A 16393-nucleotide genomic window follows, 5' to 3' on the forward strand; every position below is an offset into this window, starting at 1 on the left:
CGGGGACGAGTGCCCCGATGCACGGATTCGACGCATCGACCGGCGATGCGCCCGTGCGTATACCCGCCAATCGTCGGGACACACGGGCTCCGATATCAGGCGACTCCGGGCTCCAGGAGCCCTGTGCGCAGCCGCTTGATGATGCGGCTGATCAGCCGGGACACATGCATCTGGGACACCCCGAGCTGCTCGGCGATCTGCGACTGGGTCAGCTCCTCCACGAACCGCAGATGGAGGATCCGGCGCTCACGGTCGCCGAGTTCGGCGATCAGCGGCGCCAACGACTGGAAGTCCTCGACGAGTTCCAGCGACGGGTCCTCCTCACCGATGAGGTCGCCCAGCACGGTGTCGCCGTCCTCGCCGCCCTCGGTGGTGAGCGCCACGTCGAGCGAGGAGGTGTTGTAGCCGTTGGACGCCTTGCGCGCCTCGACGACCTCCCCCTCGGACAGTGACATCAGCTCGGACAGCTCACGTGTCGTCGGCATGCGGCCCAGCCGGGACTGCAGCTCGTCCGTCGCGCGGGCCAGCTCCACCCGCGCCTCCTGCAACCGCCGCGGCACATGCACCGCCCAGCTGGTGTCCCGGAAGAAGCGCTTGATCTCGCCGACGATGTAGGGCACGGCGAACGTGGTGAACTCCACCTCCCGGGACAGCTCGAACCGGTCGATGGCCTTGATCAGTCCGATGGTCCCGACCTGGACGATGTCCTCCAGCGAGTCCTCACGGCCCTGGAAGCGCGAGGCCGCGTACCGCACGAGCGACAGGTTCATCTCGATGAGCGTGTTGCGCACGTACTGGTACGTGTGCGTGCCCTCCTCCAGCATGGCCAGCCGGTCGAAGAACTGCCGCGACATCTCGCGCGCATCCCTCGGCCTGACCTGCGACGGATCCTCGATCCGGGGCAGGCCCGCCCCGTCCGCCATGACCGTCTCCCGTGCCGCGGCCGTTGTCCGTGCCGTCACGGCTGCCATGCTGTCCACCCCTCTCGCCCGAAGCCTTGCTGCCATCCCTCGCATGCCCCGGTACCCGCGACTCAGTCCAACTCGGTCGTGAAAGGGACCGTGTTGCTCCGCACTCTGGCCTGAAGTCGCCACCGCCCCCCGCTCGACGGGATCACCGGAGCTGGCAGCCCGTCACCACGAATGCGGGCACCGCCGTTTGTCCGCCGGATCGCGGGGCAAGCGGAGTTCCACGCCTCCTGATCGGAGGCACGTCGGCGAAAGCGGTGTTCTGCGCACGGGCCCTGGTCGCCCGCCCACCGTCTACCGCCGCCATTCCCTGAAAGCGTCGTTCAGGAGCGATTTCGCATGCTGGTCAATGTGTCCGCAAACGGTTCCGGCACATCCGTACGTCCCGGCACGCCCGACAGGAGGACGCACGACGACGCCCCCGACACCGCCACCGCCTTCGTCCGGCTCGCGGCGATGGACGAAGGGCCCGAGCGTGACGTCGTACGGGACGAACTGGTGCGGGCCTGGCTGCCCATGGCGCACCGCATCGCCGGCCGCTTCCGCAATCGCGGCGAGTCGCTGGAGGACCTGCGCCAGGTCGCCGCGATGGGCCTGGTCAAGGCGGTGGACCGCTACGAGCCCGAACGGGGGGCGTTCGAGAGCTACGCCGTGCCCACCATCACCGGCGAGATCAAGCGGCATTTCCGCGACCGGATGTGGACACTCCGCGTCCCCCGGCGCGTCCAGGACCTCCGCAACAAGGTGCGTGTGGCACGGCGCGAGCTGAGCCAGACCTCCGGCGGCGGAGCCGAGCCCTCGGTCGCCGATGTCGCCGCCCACGCGGGGCTCACGGAGGAGGAGGTCAACGCCGGGATGGAGGCGCTCGAAAGCTTCAGCGCCCTGTCGCTGGACGCGGAGATGTCCTCGGGCGACGACGGCTACAGCCTCGCCGACACCCTCGGCGCGCCCGATGGGGCGTACGACGTCGTCGTGGACCGGGAGGCCGCCAAGGAAGGGCTGCGCCGACTGCCCGAACGCGAGCGCGCCATCCTCTACATGCGCTTCTTCGAGGACATGACGCAGAACCGCATCGCCGACCGCCTCGGCATCTCCCAGATGCACGTCTCCCGCCTCATCAGCCGCAGCTGCGCCCGCGTCCGGGACGAGGCCCTCGGCCGGACCACCCCTTCGTCCTGACCCGTAGCCGTACGCCGTCGTGCCGGCCGACCAGTCCGCCGTACGCCGTCGTGCGGCCGCCCCTTCCGCCGGTCTTCTGCCGGACTCCGTCGTCCCCGATCACCTCACCGAGGAGCGTAAAAGATGCTGATGCCCCATCCCGTGACCCTGCGCGGTCTCGTCGAGGAGTACGAGTCACTCATGGCCCACGAGGGCGAGCGGAGCGACCCGCAGACCGCTCGCCGCGCGCAGGACCTGGCGTACACGTTGTGCGTGTCCACGGGCACCCGCGACGTCCGCCGGGCGCTGGAGGCGGCGCGCCGCCGGCTCGCCGCCGCACAGGCGACCGCGACCGCCGAGCTGTGCGGGAACCGGGTGATACTCCCGGAGGATCTCGACAGCCATGGTCCGGGCACGAGCGGGTATGCGGCGCTTCATGAACAGTACTGAGCCGAGCTGCCCCGAACCGTCGATCCCGTGGACATCATGACCTCGATGGAACGCCACCCGACCGTGAACCATGGCACAGCTTCCGTGGAAGGGGTGTCCGCCCGGTCGCCGCGGTCGCCGGGCGCGATCACCAGTGCCGCGGCGGCCCGCCGCCATGTGCGGGCGTTCGTGGGGGAGCGGTGGCGTTCCCCGGCCGGGCCGCCGACCGAGGAGGCGATGATCGATCTCATCCTCGTCGTCTCCGAACTGGTCACGAACGCGGTCCGGCACGGTGGTGGCATCGCCGGATTCGACGTCACCCTCACCGCTGGAGGCGTGCGGCTGAGCGTGCGGGACCACAGCGCCGCCCTGCCCGTCGGCATCCACGGGCCCGGTGTGCTGCCGCGGGCCCACGAGGGCAGCGGATACGGATGGCCGCTGATCAACCGGCTGTGCAGCGAGGTCGACGTCGAGCGCCGCACGGCCGGCGGCAAGACGATCAGTGTGCTGGTGCCGCTGACCTGACGTCTCACCCCTGACGTCTCACCAGGGCAGGAAGACGTGGATGTCCTTGCCCTGGTCGTGCACCACCACGCTCACCTCGTCGCACAGCGTGTGGATCAGATACCAGCCGATGCCGCCGCCCCCCTTGCTGGGGCTGAAGGGGCGCGGCGCGGGCGACGTGGTGCTCGTGTCCCCCAGCGTCACATGCACCCCGTCGTGGGTGCGGCGCATCGTCAGTTCGAAGCGCCCGGGGGCGTACTGCACCGCGTTGGCCGCCAGCTCGGTGACCACCAGCAGGATGTCGTCCCAGTGCTCGACGGCCGTCGGCGGGGACGTGCGCGCGAGCGTGCCCAGGAACCCCTCGGCGGCCGTGCGGGCGCCCGTCACGTCGCCGAGCTCTCCGTCGAAGGCGGCGTGGCTGTCGTGGATCTCCTCAGCAGGCAGTTCGTCGTCCCTACGCGGCTCTGTCGCCATCTCGTCTTCCCCGGTTCGGCTCTGCGAGGCGGACGCGATGTCGCGTTCCCCTCCGACGCTCGTGTTTCCCGCGCAGAGAGTGGCTACGCGTTCGAAAGCGTAGGGATGTGTGGGGCCTTGGCGAAGAGAGTGGCCCTCCGGCACCTGCCGCCTGCATCGGCGCTCTACCGCGCACCCGGCTCACCGCCCTCGGCCGGCATCCGGAAGACCAGCAGCGCGACGTCGTCGTCGTTGTCGACCGGACGGGCCCGCTCCAGGAGCAGGTCGCAGAACACATGCAGCGGCCGGTGGACGAGTGCCGCCGCATGCCGGCGCAGCCGGGCCAAGCCCCGGTCGAGGGTGTGCCCCGGGGACTCGATCAGGCCGTCCGTGTACAGCACGAGCGTGGACAGCGGCGGGAGCGGGGTGAGCGTGTCGGTACGCGCCCGGATCAGGCCCGTGCCGAGCAGGTGGTCGTGCTCCTCGTCCAGGAAACGGGACCGGCCGTCGTGTGTGATCAGCAGCGGCGGCGGATGCCCGGCGTTGGTCCACCGCAGCGCCCACCCGTCGTCGCCGTTCCGTTCGACCCGGCCGAATATCACGGTCGCCATGGACGCCTCGGCCACATGCACCACGGCCTGGTCCAGCCGCTCCACGATCGCGCTCGGCGGCTCCTCCAGCGCCCAGGCGTAGGCGCGGAGCATGTTGCGGACCTGCGCCATGCCGGCGGCCGCGTCGATGTTGTGCCCCACCACGTCGCCGATGGCCACCGCCGTGGACCCGTCGGCCAGCGAGAACGCGTCGTACCAGTCGCCGCCGACCTGCGCGGACTCCGACGCCGACTCGTAGCGCGCGGCCATCCGCAGCCCCGGCACCTCCGGCATCTGGGGCAGCAGATGGCGCTGCATGGTCTCCGCGATGTGCCTCTGACGCTGGTACAGACGCGCGTTCTCCAGCGCCAGCCCGGCCCGGCGGGCGATGTCCTCCAGCAGGGACAACTCGGCGCCGGTGAAGGCCCCCGGCCGGTCACCGAGGCCCAGCGTGAGGGCGCCGAGCACCGCGCGCGGCCCACGGATGGGCGCGATCGCGGCGGAGCGCATGCCCGTCACCCGGAACAGCTTCTGCTGCGCGACCGCGATTCCCGAATCCGGCGGACCCTGGTAGGTCTCGGGCCCGGCCAGCGCCGACCCCGCCCCGCGCAGTGCGCGGGACAGCGGCATGAACGACTCCTCGTGGACCGGCGGCAGCGGGCCCTCCAACTCCTCGCACCGCACCACGGAGCCGTCGTGGTGGGTCGCCACCGTGGTCCGCCAGACGTCGTCGCTCTCGCTGATCAGGTCCACGATCGCCCAGTCCGCCAGTCGCGGCACCACCAGCCGGACCAGGCGTGCGACCGCCTCGTCGGAGTCCAGCGTGGAGGTCAGCCGGGTCGTCGTCTCGGCGAGCAGCGCCAACCGGTCCAGCTGCGACAGCGCCGACGGCTCGGCGGCCGGGAGCACACCGTTCTCCGGGCCGGACTCGTAGAAGAGGACCGCCGCGCCCGTCGCCGCCCCGTCGAGCCGGCACGGTGTGACCAGCCAGGACACCGGCAGCAGCGTGGCGTCACCGCGCCGGAACCACTCATGGTCCCCGCCGCCCGTACGGCCGCTGAGGATGGCGTGCATCATCGGGCACGCGGCGCGGGGCATCGTCTGCCCGAGGTGGTCGCGGTGCAGCAGCTCGTGGGCGTCCCGGCCGACGAGTTCGGCGGCCGTGCGGCCGAGCATGACCTCCGCCCGGGCGTTCACCGCGAGGACGGCGCCGTTGTCGTCCATCACGTACATGCCGGCGTGCACGAGATCGGGCAGCCCGTCCAACAACCGCACAGCCGGGCCGGACACCTGCGGCTCGGTGTGATCCGGACTCCACGCGCTCATGTTCGGGCTCCTCCGGCTCCGGTCGAGGACGGGACCTGCCGTACGTGCCGTGGAGAGGTCCGCCGCACGTGCTGCACGCATTACCCCGTCCTCGACGGCCTACGCGCGAAAGGTCCTGGACCGCAGGTCGGAGCCTGTGTCGGCCCTACGGTCCCTGTGTCGGCCCTACGGTCCCTGTGTGCCGTACGCGAACGGCGGCGGCCTCACCCGTACACTCCGAGCGCGCAGCGGACGACGTCACGCCTGAGTGTGCCGTACGCAGGCCGTGACGACCTGGCGCAGGCTCCCCGTCCGCTCCATCACCTCGCGCTGCACCCGGGCCCCGTTGCCGCGCCCCATCAGCTCGGCGACGGCCGCGCGGACCCGCTCGGCGTCACCGTTGGCGACGAGTGCCTCCTCGACGTGGTCGAGCAGGGCGTGGATCACCTCGGCGGCCGGCCGGGGCCGCATCGTCGAGGGGTCCAGGAGGTTCTCCGACATGCCGGAGCGGGCGGCACGCCAGGTGGCCAGCCGCAGCAGTCCCGCACTGTGTCCGAGCGGCTCCCGGCCGGCCCGCCACTCGCGCGCCGCGGTGTCGACGAGCCCCCGGGCGAGGGCGGCGACGAGGACCGCGGTGTCTGGGTGCAGACAGACGTCCGCGACCCGGATCTCGACGGTCGGATACCGCTGGGACAGCCGGGCATCGAAGTAGATCATGCCCTCGTCGCGGACGACTCCCGTGGCTATCAGGTTCGTGACGCACTGGTGGTACCGCTCCGCCGAGCCGAAGATGTCCGACGGACCGGCCATCGGCCACAGGTCCCACACCTGGCTGCGGTAGCTGGCGTACTGGCTGTCGTGGCCTTGCCAGAAGGGTGAGTTCGCGCTCAGGGCAGTCAGCACGGACAGCCACGGCCGCATACGGTCCAGGACGGCGACACCCTCCTCGTCGGATTCCACGGACACGTGCACATGGCAGCCGCAGACGAGCTGCACCTGAGTGGCCAGGCCGAATTCCCGCGCCATCCACAGGTACCTGCTGTTCATGGTGATCGTCGGACTCACCGTCAACGGCGACGTGGCCAGCGCCACCACCGCGCTGCCGAGCCCCTCGGCATGGCGCGCCGCGTCCTTGCGACAGCGGATGATCTCGGCCCCCAGGTCCGCCATGTCCGACTGCGGATGCGTGGCGAACTCCACCTGCTCGTCGTGGAGCTCCTTCTCGAACACGTCCTGTCCCGTGCCCTCCTGCGCGGCACGCGCGAGCACCGCCGCGGCCCGCGCCTGCGGCTCGCCGGTCTCGGGATCGACCAGGAGGAGTTCCTCTTCCACTCCGACGGTACGCACGTCATCTGGCCCTTCTGCGCTAGGTGGTGACAGCCGTGTGCCCTCGGACGACGCCGGGACACCTCACCGGGCCGCGTGCGGGCCGGGTCCGTGTACGCGGCGACGGGCCGGGTACCCGTGCGGCGCTTCGGGAGCCGTGCCGGGCAGGCGCGGCGGCCCCTGTCCGCGACACGGAGGAGGAGAACGTGACCAGCACCACCGAGACCGGCCGCGTGACCGGCACCGCAGACAAGGACTACAACCTGATCTGGTATGTCGAGGCGTGCCTGAACAACGCGCTGCGCCTCGAGACGTACATCCAGGACGCGGAGCGGGAGAAGGACACCGAGGTGGTCGAGCTGTTCCGGAAGGCACAGGCCGACAGCCGCAAGGGCGCCGACCTGGGCAAGCAGCTGCTGCGCCGACGCCTGAACGACTGACGGCCGGCCTCTGGTCGCCTACCGCACGCCCGGGTGAGTCCGGCGCCTCACCCGGGCCGCCCGCGTTTCCCGGCAGGGCCCGCCGATCATGAGCGGCCGCGGCTTCCCCTCGCCCGGCTCGCGCGGAAGGGTCGGCCGAAGGAGGGGAACCGCCATGGCGCACCCCGGGCCGCACGACGCGCTCATCGGCATGGCGCCCCGCGGCCGTACCGGCCGGCTTTCCGGGCGGGGACGCGAGGAGTACCGGAGTCCGACTCGCGACCATCGGACACTCCCTTCTCCCGGGGCCAGGAGGAGGCGGGCCCCCGGGGGCCCGGAGTAGCGCGGGTTGGCAGCGCGTATCCGTTCCCGACGACTCACCCGACTTGCTCGTCTGTGCCGCCCTGCGTTCACAAGGTGACCGCATGTGTTCGTTCTCGACCTGCCGGGCGCATACCGCTCCGCCCGCCCAGCGCCATTGTGAGCACGGCCGGGACCGTCACGCGAACCGGCGGAGGAAATCGCCAGGCGGCATCGAGCGGCCCTGCCGAACCATCCCGGATGACCACAGCACGCCGCCACCGGAACAGCCGGCCCCATCGCGGGCCTGGTCGCGCATGGGTGCTTTGGGTGCTTGCCGAGGCGGCTCCCCGCTGCCCAGGATGCTGCGATGACACCACGTGCCGCAGTACGCCCCTACCGCCCCCAGGACCACGACGCCCTCCATGACATCTGCATCCGCACCGCTGACAACGGCGGCGACAGCCGCCCCGCCTACGCGGACCCCGACGTCTTCCCGGCGACCTTCGCCACCCCGTACGCCCACCTGGAACCGGACCTGACCTTCGTACTGGACGACGGCCAAGGGCAAGCGGTCGGCTACATCCTCGGCACCGCGAACACCTCCGCCTTCGCCGAGAACTTCCGCAGGAAGTGGCTCCCCCTGGTCACGGACCGCTTCCCGGCGCCCATCGGCCCACCGGCCACCCCCGACGAGGCGATCATCCAGCTCCTGCACCATCCCGAACGCATGGTCCTCCCCGAACTCGCCCCATATCCGGCCCACTTGCACATCGACCTGCTCCCCGCCTGGCAGGGCCGGGGCCATGGCAGATCCCTGATGCACACATTCCTCCGGGCCCTCCAGGCCAGAGGAGTCCCGGCCGTCCACCTCTCGATGGTCAGCACCAACACCCCGGCCCGGGCCTTCTACGACCGCCTGGGCTTCCACGAGATCACGGTGCCGAACCCCGGCCCCGTGACGTACCTGGGGCGCACGACGGAGGTAATCGGCACTCGTCGGGAGGAGTGAAGCGGGCGACCGCGATCGGCGTCGGTAACCCACGGCCCGGCCTCCCGACCAACCTGCCCGGGAGTCATCACCGCGCACCCCGGATCGACAGATCCTGCGACGGTCGGCCGTCTGCGCAAGCATCCGCCCATGCAGCACTTCGGGTCGCGAACCTCGTCGGCGCGCCTTGCGCCGCTCGGGCTGCGCGACACGCCCCTGGAGCAACCCGACGCACCACGGAAGCCCGCCGCACTGTCAGAACCCGGCCATCGACTTGTCGAGCACCCCTCCCAGCGCCCCATAGAGGCCGCACCGGACGGAGCACCCCGCCGTCCGTCGGAGAAAGAACCCCACGAGAAAGCAGATCGCGAGAAGCCCGAACAACACCACCGTCACCACCGGGCTGTAGACCCAGCTGACGAACCCGGCGATGCCCAGCCAGACCAACATCGGCGGCAGCGATCCACGTAGCACGGTCCGGAACGTGATCGCCACCGCTCCCTGCGGCAGTACCCGCTCATTCCACAAGTCGATGTGGTTCCGCGTCAAACAGGACTCATTGGGCATGAGGCAATGGGACCACTTTCCACTTCCGATGCACATGGTGGTCCACACGAAACCGGCACGGCTCGCGCGGATCAACGATGCAAATCCGTCCGGGGCTCGTGTCAGAGCCGGAACGTCACCTTATGAGCAGATGAGGGCATCGGCCGATGTGTAGGAGCCGTAGGTCCTGGTTCCATCCGAGTTCTGCTGGTAGTAACGGCCCTGGGAGTCACGGAGCATTCCGGTGAGGTTCCTGACACTACCGTCGTACCGGATCTCGGAGCCTTCCCAATACAGGTAGTAGTCGGCTTTGCCGAACGTCAGCGGGCCGACGATCCCGTCGTCATCAAGGCCGTGGTCTTTCTGCCAGGCCTTGGTCGCCGCCTCGGTGGTGGGACCGAACCAGCAGTCGCGACCGCTGTTTGCAAGATGGCCGTCGGCCCAGAGGATCCCCTGCCACATGCCGACGACGTTGCTGTGGTTGTTCGCGGTTCGGGAGAGCGGGCCCTCGTCGCCGAAGTCGTCGTTGATCTCTCCGGCACCGACTACGTATCCCTGGGAGTATTCGGAACGGAGGCTTGCGTTCGATGTTCTGGACGGCGCCACGACTCGTGCGGCGCGAACAGGCACTGGACGGCCCGCAGGCCGGGCCGCCCGCCTGCCCCGGTCCTAGTCCTTGTCGGTCCACCAGTAGCGGTTGGTGCCCTTCGTCTTCACATCGCCCACCACTGCGCACCAGGTGACGCGCTTGCCGTTGTCGGTGGCGCCCATGGTGGTGCGGGCGCAGGCGCGGATCACGCGGTTCGGGAATTCGGAGCGCCAGTGGGCGTACCACTTGGAGTAGAACTTCTTGTCCTTCTTGTCGGTGGTGACACCGCCGCAGCCCTTCCAGTTCTTGCCCCCGTCGGGGCTGATGTCGACCCACACCCGGTCGCCCTTGCGGACTTTGCCGCTTCACCCGGCAGACCACCTGATCCACGCCGACCCGCAGGACCGGGCGGCACCGGGTTCGCCCTCTACACCCCTGCGGCGGCGCGTCGGCCGAGGCCGCCTCCCCCGGACCAGGGCTACTTGGATGGGGGTGTCGGGAGGCGGTCCGGCCGGCCGTGGCGGTCCGCCCGACCGCGTCCTGTTGCGCACCGTGGCCGGACACACCGGTCGCGGTGACCTCGGATGGTCATTCCGGGCGCGGTGCATGCGGTGTCGTCGCGGTGGAGGCGGAACCGCCTCCCGCGTAGGCGATGTTCGGCCGCGGCGGCTGGGCCATGCCGGCTCCGAGGAAGTAGTCGACGTGGTGGGACTGCATGTAGCCCTTGAAGGTCATGGCGTTTCGGTAGGCGGGGTTGTGGGCCGGTGTGTACAGCCGGGTGGTCGTCGGCTGGTTCGTGGTGAAGATGATCAGTTCGTTGTAGGAGGCGTTGGTGTACACGGCCTCTTCGCGCCAGTCGCCGAGGATGTCGCCGACGAGGGTGGGACCGCCCTGGGCGGCTGTGACCGCGCCGTGGTTCCAGGTGCTGACCAGCCGGGGCAGGCTGCCGCTCGCCGTCGGCTTCAGCGGGTCCCACTTCTCGATCTTGCCGTCGTTGAGCAGTTCCATGGTGAGGTCGCCGTCCCACCACAGGCCCAGCTGCGGCCACGGGCGCAGCGAGGTGTTCGGTTCGGTGAGCCTGTTGGAGGACGCGTTGTACAGGCCCGAGAAGGACCAGACCTCCATGCCGGGGAAACGTGGGTCGACGTCGCCGGCCATGCCGCGTCCGACGTCGGCGGGGCCGCCGTTGTGCTTCCAGATGACGGAGCCGCTCGCGGCGTCGTAGGAGTACTCGAGCAGGCCGCTCGGGTTGTCCTGCTGCACGCCGTAGCCCTCCAGGCCGGGACGGCCGGGATCCATGTCGGCGAGGTGGAAGCGGTCGCCGTGGATGATGCCCTGGGGTCCCATCGAGTAGCGCAGGGAGCCGTCGCCGTTGAGGACGAACCCGATCTCGGCGACCTCGTCCGTCCCGTCCCCGTTGACGTCGATGGCGCGGGTGTTGTGCCCGTCGGGTGCGTCCTGACCGCCGCGCAGCCACGTCCACTCATGCCTCAGGGCACTGCCGGTGAACCGCCAGGCGGCCATCAACAGGTTGAAGGCCCCGTCGTCGCGGCGGTTCTTCATGTAGGCGACCAGACTCGGCGTGGTGCCGTTGAGATACGCCACCCCTAGACGCGCGCCCATCGGACCGTCGCCCAGGTAAGTGGTCGGTATCGCGGCCCAGTTGCGGAGCGCTCCGGTCCGGCCGTCGAGGACGGCCATGAACTGGCGCGCGTCGTCCGCGTGCGTCCAGGTCGCCCCGTCGCCGAACCTGACGCCGTCGGCGATCTTCAGGGCTACCTCGGCACGGCCGTCGCTGTCGAAGTCGTAGACCGTGACGCCGTCCCAGTGGCCCACGTCGATCGCGGACGACCCCGGTTCGATGTTGTCCTGGTTCTGGCTGTTCGGCCCCATGTCGACCTCCCAGAGGAACTGCCCGCGGCTGCTGTACGCCTCGAGCTTCTGGGGGGAGGTCTGCCGGTCCAGCACGTAGTCGTACTCGCCGTCTCCGTCGAGGTCGCCGACCCAGACGAACTTCACCGGACCGCCGGAACGCAACGGTACGCGGACCACGGGCTCCGTGGCGTGATCGGCAGTCAAGGTGAAGGCCCCGCTGGGCGTCTGCTCCTGCCCGCCCACCACCGGAGCCACGCGGTAGCTGTTGGACCGCGTCAGGTCGGCTGTGGAGTCCGTGTAGTTGGTCCCGCCCGTCAGGACGCTCGCGTTGAGTTTGACGTACGTGCCGCCGCCGGTCGACCGGTACACGTTGAACCCGATGCCCTCCGGGTCGAGTCCCAGCAGTCGCCAGGAGACCAGTACCTGGGTGCCGCCGGAGCGCACCGCCACGACCCCGCGCCCGAGGTTCTCCATCACGCGCGCGGCCCGAATCGGGGCATCGCCGGCCACGGCTGTGGTCGTACCGGGCGAGGCGAGGCTCGTCGGCACGGTGGCCAGCGCGGCGCAGACAGCCAGGACCGCCGAGATGCCGAGGGGCCTCCGGCAGGCCACCCACGACCATAACGTCATGCGCATGACAATCTCCTGTGGCTCGCGGATGTGGTGCGGGGAGTGCGGCCTGGGCGTCCGGTCTGGGCCGGAACGGAAACCCTGAAGGGTTAAACCGTTTACACGCTTGCGATGGAAGCACTGCGACAAGTGCGCGTCAAGGTCGCTGGACTGACAACATCCTTGGAGTTCAACGGCGTTTCCGCCCCTGATCGCACACTCGGCCGTCGAGTGGAAACGCTTCCAAAAGGGTGTGGGACGCCGGAGGCCCTTTTCCGGACCAGGAAAGTGATTGCGGGGCTGTCGCAGGCCGGGTCACCCGGCGCGCTCGTATGACAGCCGGCCGCGGCCGGTGTGGGGCAGAGGGCACGGCTGCGGGGGTGTGCGGAGGTCTTGTCGTCGCGACGGTTGACCATGATTGGGAGTGACCGGGCAGTTCTCTGCCGTGGACGAGTTGTTGACCGGGCGGGAGAACCTTCGGCTGATGACCGCCCGAGTCGTTGTTCGGGCCGGGGCCGCGCATGGTGGGTCAGCAGGGCCTCCTGACCGCCCGCTGGTTCGAAGCCGCGGTCGAGGTGCCGGGGTCCGCACCGTCAGGCGCGTCCGTCGGCGTCAACGTCGGCACATCGCGGCAGCACACTCGCTGCGGGCTGCCGGATCACTTGCCGATGCGCAGTGCCTCTCTGAGGAACACACTGGCGTAGCTCGGGGTGCCCTGGGTCGTGATCACCTCGATACCGGCGCGCACGTGCCGGTCCTCCGTGGCCTCGCGCAGCAGCACGTCTGCCAGGTCGGCGCGGGAGGTGAACATGCCGGGCAGTCTCTGTGGCTCGACGGCGATGCGGTAGTCCGTGACGGTCGTGGCGTCGAACAACCCCGACGGGCGAGCGATCGTCCAGTCGAGATCGGTGGCCCGCACGATCGCCTCCATGCGGCGCGCGTCCTCGTACAGCGGGCGCCCCATCGACATCAGGATCGGCCCGACCACCTTGCGGAAGAAGAACCTCTCCTGAGGAGCCAGTTCCGGGTGTACGCCGATCGAGGTCACGCACACCAGCCGCCGCAGCCCGTGCCTGCTCATCGCCGCCACGATGTTGCGCGCACTCCGCGAGAAGACCGTGACCGGCTCCCGGGTGTACGGGACGCCAAGGGTCGAGACGACGCGGTGATGCCCGGCCACCACCTCGTCCACCGCTACCGGGTTCAGCGCATCCGCACCCGCCACCCGCAGCCGTAAGTCCTCGATCGGGAAGGCGTCGGGCCGCCGTGTCACGGCTGTCACCGTGTGGCCCTCGGCGAGTGCCTGCTGGGTGACGAGCCGTCCGGTGGGGCCGTTCGCCCCGAAAACCACGAGCTTCATGCGCTGCTTCCTCGCCATCGTCACTTGATAGGGTCAAGAACGTCATTCCATTCACTGGAACGATGTTCTAGTCCAGCTCCAGGAGCATACATGTCAGATCTGCCGGGGATCGTCCGCCTCCGTGATCGACGCGAGGCGCTCACGCTGCGCACGATCCTCGCCGGTGCGCGCAGGCTGTTCGCCGAACAGGGCTACGCCCGCACATCGATCCGCGCCATCGCGAAGGAAGCCGGCGTCTCGCCCCAGACCCTCTACACACACTTCGGTTCCAAGGCCGGTGTCCTCACCGGACTGGTCGATCTGATGGACGAGGAGGCCGAGCTCCCGGACCTGATGGCTGAGGCGGCGCAGATGTCGGACCCGGTCGAGCTGCTCGGGCTGCTGGCCAGGGCCAGCCGCCAGGTCCGGGAACGGTGTGGCGACATCCTCACCATGCTGAGCTCCGGCGCCGCGGTCGCCCCGGACATCGCGGCCACTCAGGCAGAAGGGGTGCGACGAAACAGGCTCGGTGTCGACATGGTCATCGAGCGTGTCCGCAGCAGTGGCCGCGGCGTCCATCCCCAGGCCGCGGACATCGCCGTCGCCCTGATGAGCGCAGGCGTCCACGACAGCCTCGTCGTGGGCTCCGGCTGGTCCCACGATGCCTACGAAGCATGGCTCAAGCGCACACTCGTCACCGCGGTGCTGCTCGACGGGGAATCGAACGCCTGGTGAAACAGGGCAGGATCGAAACAAGCCCGGAAACCAACCGTGGCCGCACGTCCTCGGCTCGTCCAGGCCTCGCGCCGGTGCGCCGGTTGGCGGTGCCCGTCACTGTGGCTGAATATCGTGCTCCTGGTCTCCGGCGGGGTCGTGCGGTTGACCGACTCCGGGCTGGGCTGCCCGACCTGGCCACGGTGCAGCGCTCCCCGACGCACCGCGGCTGTTGCTTCTCCTGCGATCCGCCCAGGCGCTCGCTGTACAGGCGCGCGTTCTTTGACCGTCTGCGACGGCGTAGTCGTTGTCCGGAACAGTCCCACGGCCGACGGCATCGCCCGCAGTGAACCGTGTAACCGTACGGGACGTACTCCTGACCGATCCGGCGTGATCGCGACCATCCGGCTCGGGCGTGTGAGCGCGGAGCTGAGGTCGGCCGTATCGACGGTACGGAACAGGGAGGTGACCGGTTCATGCATGGTGTTCCCGTGGCGAATGCTCCGTTCCGCGGAGGAGAGCGCATGACGCCCGGAGAGGATTACGTCTCCGAGCGGGCCGAGCCCAGGGATGAGGAACGAGGAGACGCGGCGGTCTCGGTCGAGGAACTGCTGATGCTGCACGGCCAATCCGTCCTGGACTACGCGGCGTTGTGCACCGGGCCGAGCCCGGGCGCCGCGGAGCGGCTCGCCGGGCAGGCCTTCCGGAACACCTACGGCGACGCGGCGTCGCATGCCGGCGCCGACTTCCCGTGGCGCCCGCGGCTGCTCGCGGCAGTCCTTGGGGCCGCTCGGGAGTGGAGCGTGGACGAGAGGTGCTCGTCCCTCCACCCGGACCTGCGGGACGGCGGAACCGGTGACGTGGGCCGGTCGGCGCCCGGCACGCACCGCAGGAGCGGCGACAGAAGCCTGCTCCTGCACGCCTTCCGGAACCTGCCGGACCGCGCTCACGCACTGCTGTGGCACACCGCGGTCGAGGCCGAGGACATCGCGGCGGTGGCGTCCATGCTCGGCGCTGAACCCTCCCTGCTGAATCCCGAGCGCGCCCGCACCCTGCTACGCGACGCGTGCGTGCGGGGCCACCTCGACCTCGCGCCCGACGAACGCTGCCGCCGCCTCAACCGGCTCATCGACGTCCATGCCCGCCGTGGGTCCGGCGAGATGATGGCGGAGGTGCGTGAACACCTCGATGGCTGCGCCTACTGCGGGGCGGCGGTGGACCAGCTCGACCAGTCCCCGGACCGGCTCCCCGCCCTGCTCGCCGAGGCCGTACTCGGATTCCGCGCGGCGGACTACGTCGCGACCCGGACCGCCCGCCGGACGATCGCGTCGGCTCACGCGCGTTCGGAGCCGGCCCCGCAGCCCGCGCGCGCCGAGGACCGGCAGACGGCTGGGGGCGACCCCGCACTGCGGTGGCGCCGGTGGCCGCTGCTCGTCGCCATGGGCGTGGTCCTGTGCGGGGTGATCGCGGCGACGCCCGTGGCCCTCAGCGGAACCGAGGACGACCGCCAGGCGGTGGGCGGTCCGACGCCCGGTCCGACCCGGAGCCCGTCCGACTCCGCCCCCGGACCGTCCGCCGTCACTCGGTCGCCCGGCGCCACCGCCGCGCCCGGCGGCAGCGACGCCCTGGTCACGCGGCTGCGCAACGTGAGGACCGGACTGTGCCTCGACTTGCGCGCTTCGGCGCAGCTGGAGGGTACGCCCGCGGTGACGGCCGAGTGCGGGGGATCGGCGACCCAGCTGTGGCGGTTGGAGGACGGGGGACGGATGCGGAACCAGTCGGCCCCCGGGCTGTGTCTGAACGCCGAGCCGCAGGGCACTCTCGCCCTGCGGCCGTGTGCCGACCCGGGGGACCCGGACGGCGAGCAGGCCGGCGACACGCGGTACGACCTGGCGGCCGACGGCCTCTTCACCCTCGTCGCGGAGCCCGGAGTGGCCTTGACGCCCGTTCGCCGGGCCGTGGGGGCGATCATCCTCCTGGAGCCCGTCCCGCAGGACAGGATCCGCAGGTCCCAGCGCTGGCGCACCGACGAGGCCACCGACCGCATCGCCTCGCCGTCACGGATCGGCCTGGAGTCTTCGTCCGCCGGATGAGGGCCGCCGTCACCCTGCGGGCCCGTGGGTCGCTCGGGTTCGGAGACGAACGTAGAGCGGCTGTCACTGAAGTCCCAAGAGAATCACGCAAGTTTACTCGTCGCCCGGTTCGCCCGTGCCGGGACCGTGGCGTCGTGGTCCCCGCCGTTCGACATCCGGTCCCTGTCTCCGGGATGGTCCGGGGA

Annotated in this window: 17 protein-coding genes; 8 read left to right on the forward strand and 9 right to left on the reverse strand. The window is 70.3% G+C overall.

Annotated elements, in window-relative coordinates; all coding sequences use genetic code 11:
• Positions 1–95: 95 nt before the first annotated feature.
• Entirely contained in the window at positions 96–971 is an 876-nt protein-coding gene (locus JIX55_RS47290) for an RNA polymerase sigma factor SigF (RefSeq protein ID WP_443046361.1), read from the reverse strand.
• Between the two features lie 336 nt (positions 972–1307).
• On the opposite strand from JIX55_RS47290, the gene JIX55_RS47295 reads away from it, so the two are divergent.
• From JIX55_RS47295 to JIX55_RS47305, 3 genes are all read left to right on the forward strand, one after another.
• On the forward strand, positions 1308–2147 hold the full coding sequence (locus JIX55_RS47295; protein ID WP_257561724.1) for a SigB/SigF/SigG family RNA polymerase sigma factor: 840 nt from the start codon (positions 1308–1310) through the stop codon (positions 2145–2147).
• A gap of 123 nt (positions 2148–2270) precedes the next feature.
• Complete coding sequence (locus tag JIX55_RS47300; protein WP_257561723.1) at positions 2271–2576, forward strand: DUF5133 domain-containing protein; 306 nt, start codon at positions 2271–2273, stop codon at positions 2574–2576.
• A gap of 36 nt (positions 2577–2612) precedes the next feature.
• Entirely contained in the window at positions 2613–3080 is a 468-nt protein-coding gene (locus tag JIX55_RS47305) for an ATP-binding protein (RefSeq protein WP_257569200.1), read from the forward strand.
• Between the two features lie 18 nt (positions 3081–3098).
• Here the strand turns inward: JIX55_RS47305 and JIX55_RS47310 are convergent, their stop codons facing one another.
• From JIX55_RS47310 to JIX55_RS47320, 3 genes are all read right to left on the reverse strand, one after another.
• Complete coding sequence (locus JIX55_RS47310) at positions 3099–3533, reverse strand: ATP-binding protein (protein ID WP_257561722.1); 435 nt, start codon at positions 3531–3533, stop codon at positions 3099–3101.
• A gap of 164 nt (positions 3534–3697) precedes the next feature.
• Entirely contained in the window at positions 3698–5428 is a 1731-nt protein-coding gene (locus JIX55_RS47315) for a SpoIIE family protein phosphatase (protein ID WP_257561721.1), read from the reverse strand.
• Positions 5429–5665: 237 nt separating this feature from the next.
• Positions 5666–6754, reverse strand: coding sequence for a glutamate--cysteine ligase 2 (locus tag JIX55_RS47320; protein WP_257561720.1), 1089 nt, complete (start codon positions 6752–6754; stop codon positions 5666–5668).
• Positions 6755–6939: 185 nt separating this feature from the next.
• On the opposite strand from JIX55_RS47320, the gene JIX55_RS47325 reads away from it, so the two are divergent.
• Together JIX55_RS47325 and JIX55_RS47330 are read left to right on the forward strand one after the other, a co-directional pair.
• The gene (locus JIX55_RS47325) at positions 6940–7173 is read left to right on the forward strand and encodes a hypothetical protein (protein ID WP_257561719.1); all 234 of its coding nucleotides are present in this window, start codon (positions 6940–6942) and stop codon (positions 7171–7173) included.
• Between the two features lie 649 nt (positions 7174–7822).
• Entirely contained in the window at positions 7823–8464 is a 642-nt protein-coding gene (locus tag JIX55_RS47330) for a GNAT family N-acetyltransferase (RefSeq protein WP_257561718.1), read from the forward strand.
• A gap of 234 nt (positions 8465–8698) precedes the next feature.
• Here the strand turns inward: JIX55_RS47330 and JIX55_RS47335 are convergent, their stop codons facing one another.
• The 5 genes from JIX55_RS47335 to JIX55_RS47355 all read right to left on the reverse strand — a co-directional run bounded on the left by JIX55_RS47335 (position 8699) and on the right by JIX55_RS47355 (position 13422).
• Positions 8699–9010 (reverse strand): hypothetical protein, encoded by a 312-nt coding sequence (locus tag JIX55_RS47335; RefSeq protein WP_257561717.1) that lies wholly within the window; start codon positions 9008–9010, stop codon positions 8699–8701.
• A gap of 120 nt (positions 9011–9130) precedes the next feature.
• Positions 9131–9595 carry a peptidoglycan-binding domain-containing protein gene (locus JIX55_RS47340; RefSeq protein WP_257561716.1) on the reverse strand — a complete coding sequence of 155 codons (465 nt, stop codon included), beginning with the start codon at positions 9593–9595 and terminating at the stop codon, positions 9131–9133.
• A 63-nt stretch (positions 9596–9658) separates the two neighbouring features.
• Positions 9659–9916 carry a hypothetical protein gene (locus JIX55_RS47345; RefSeq protein ID WP_257561715.1) on the reverse strand — a complete coding sequence of 86 codons (258 nt, stop codon included), beginning with the start codon at positions 9914–9916 and terminating at the stop codon, positions 9659–9661.
• Positions 9917–10166: 250 nt separating this feature from the next.
• Positions 10167–12089, reverse strand: coding sequence for a rhamnogalacturonan lyase family protein (locus JIX55_RS47350; protein ID WP_257561714.1), 1923 nt, complete (start codon positions 12087–12089; stop codon positions 10167–10169).
• 631 nt (positions 12090–12720) lie between these two features.
• A complete protein-coding gene (locus JIX55_RS47355; protein WP_257561713.1) occupies positions 12721–13422 on the reverse strand; it encodes an NAD(P)-dependent oxidoreductase in 702 nt (233 codons plus the stop codon).
• Between the two features lie 90 nt (positions 13423–13512).
• Here JIX55_RS47355 and JIX55_RS47360 point away from each other — a divergent pair, with 90 nt between their 5' ends.
• Genes JIX55_RS47360 through JIX55_RS47370 form a run of 3 tightly spaced genes read left to right on the forward strand, consistent with a single transcriptional unit; the run spans position 13513 to position 16208 of the window.
• Positions 13513–14136 (forward strand): TetR/AcrR family transcriptional regulator, encoded by a 624-nt coding sequence (locus tag JIX55_RS47360; RefSeq protein ID WP_257561712.1) that lies wholly within the window; start codon positions 13513–13515, stop codon positions 14134–14136.
• Positions 14137–14172: 36 nt separating this feature from the next.
• Positions 14173–14643, forward strand: coding sequence for a COX15/CtaA family protein (locus tag JIX55_RS51715; RefSeq protein WP_443046360.1), 471 nt, complete (start codon positions 14173–14175; stop codon positions 14641–14643).
• Positions 14640–16208, forward strand: a complete 1569-nt coding sequence (locus tag JIX55_RS47370; protein ID WP_257561711.1) for an RICIN domain-containing protein — start codon at positions 14640–14642, stop codon at positions 16206–16208. The genes JIX55_RS51715 and JIX55_RS47370 overlap by 4 nt, the downstream gene beginning before the upstream one ends.
• Positions 16209–16393: the final 185 nt, after the last annotated feature.

Source organism: Streptomyces sp. DSM 40750 (genome assembly GCF_024612035.1).
Taxonomy (GTDB): domain Bacteria; phylum Actinomycetota; class Actinomycetes; order Streptomycetales; family Streptomycetaceae; genus Streptomyces.

Coding starts and splice junctions, on each gene's coding strand:
- JIX55_RS47295 (WP_257561724.1), top strand. CDS start 1,308: ATGCTGGTCAATGTGTCCGCAAACGGTTCCGGCACATCCGTACGTCCC.
- JIX55_RS47330 (WP_257561718.1), top strand. CDS start 7,823: ATGACACCACGTGCCGCAGTACGCCCCTACCGCCCCCAGGACCACGAC.
- JIX55_RS47300 (WP_257561723.1), top strand. CDS start 2,271: ATGCTGATGCCCCATCCCGTGACCCTGCGCGGTCTCGTCGAGGAGTAC.
- JIX55_RS47355 (WP_257561713.1), bottom strand. CDS start 13,422: ATGAAGCTCGTGGTTTTCGGGGCGAACGGCCCCACCGGACGGCTCGTC.
- JIX55_RS47350 (WP_257561714.1), bottom strand. CDS start 12,089: ATGCGCATGACGTTATGGTCGTGGGTGGCCTGCCGGAGGCCCCTCGGC.
- JIX55_RS47310 (WP_257561722.1), bottom strand. CDS start 3,533: ATGGCGACAGAGCCGCGTAGGGACGACGAACTGCCTGCTGAGGAGATC.
- JIX55_RS47290 (WP_443046361.1), bottom strand. CDS start 971: ATGGCAGCCGTGACGGCACGGACAACGGCCGCGGCACGGGAGACGGTC.
- JIX55_RS47360 (WP_257561712.1), top strand. CDS start 13,513: ATGTCAGATCTGCCGGGGATCGTCCGCCTCCGTGATCGACGCGAGGCG.
- JIX55_RS47305 (WP_257569200.1), top strand. CDS start 2,613: ATGACCTCGATGGAACGCCACCCGACCGTGAACCATGGCACAGCTTCC.
- JIX55_RS47315 (WP_257561721.1), bottom strand. CDS start 5,428: ATGAGCGCGTGGAGTCCGGATCACACCGAGCCGCAGGTGTCCGGCCCG.
- JIX55_RS47370 (WP_257561711.1), top strand. CDS start 14,640: ATGACGCCCGGAGAGGATTACGTCTCCGAGCGGGCCGAGCCCAGGGAT.
- JIX55_RS47335 (WP_257561717.1), bottom strand. CDS start 9,010: ATGCCCAATGAGTCCTGTTTGACGCGGAACCACATCGACTTGTGGAAT.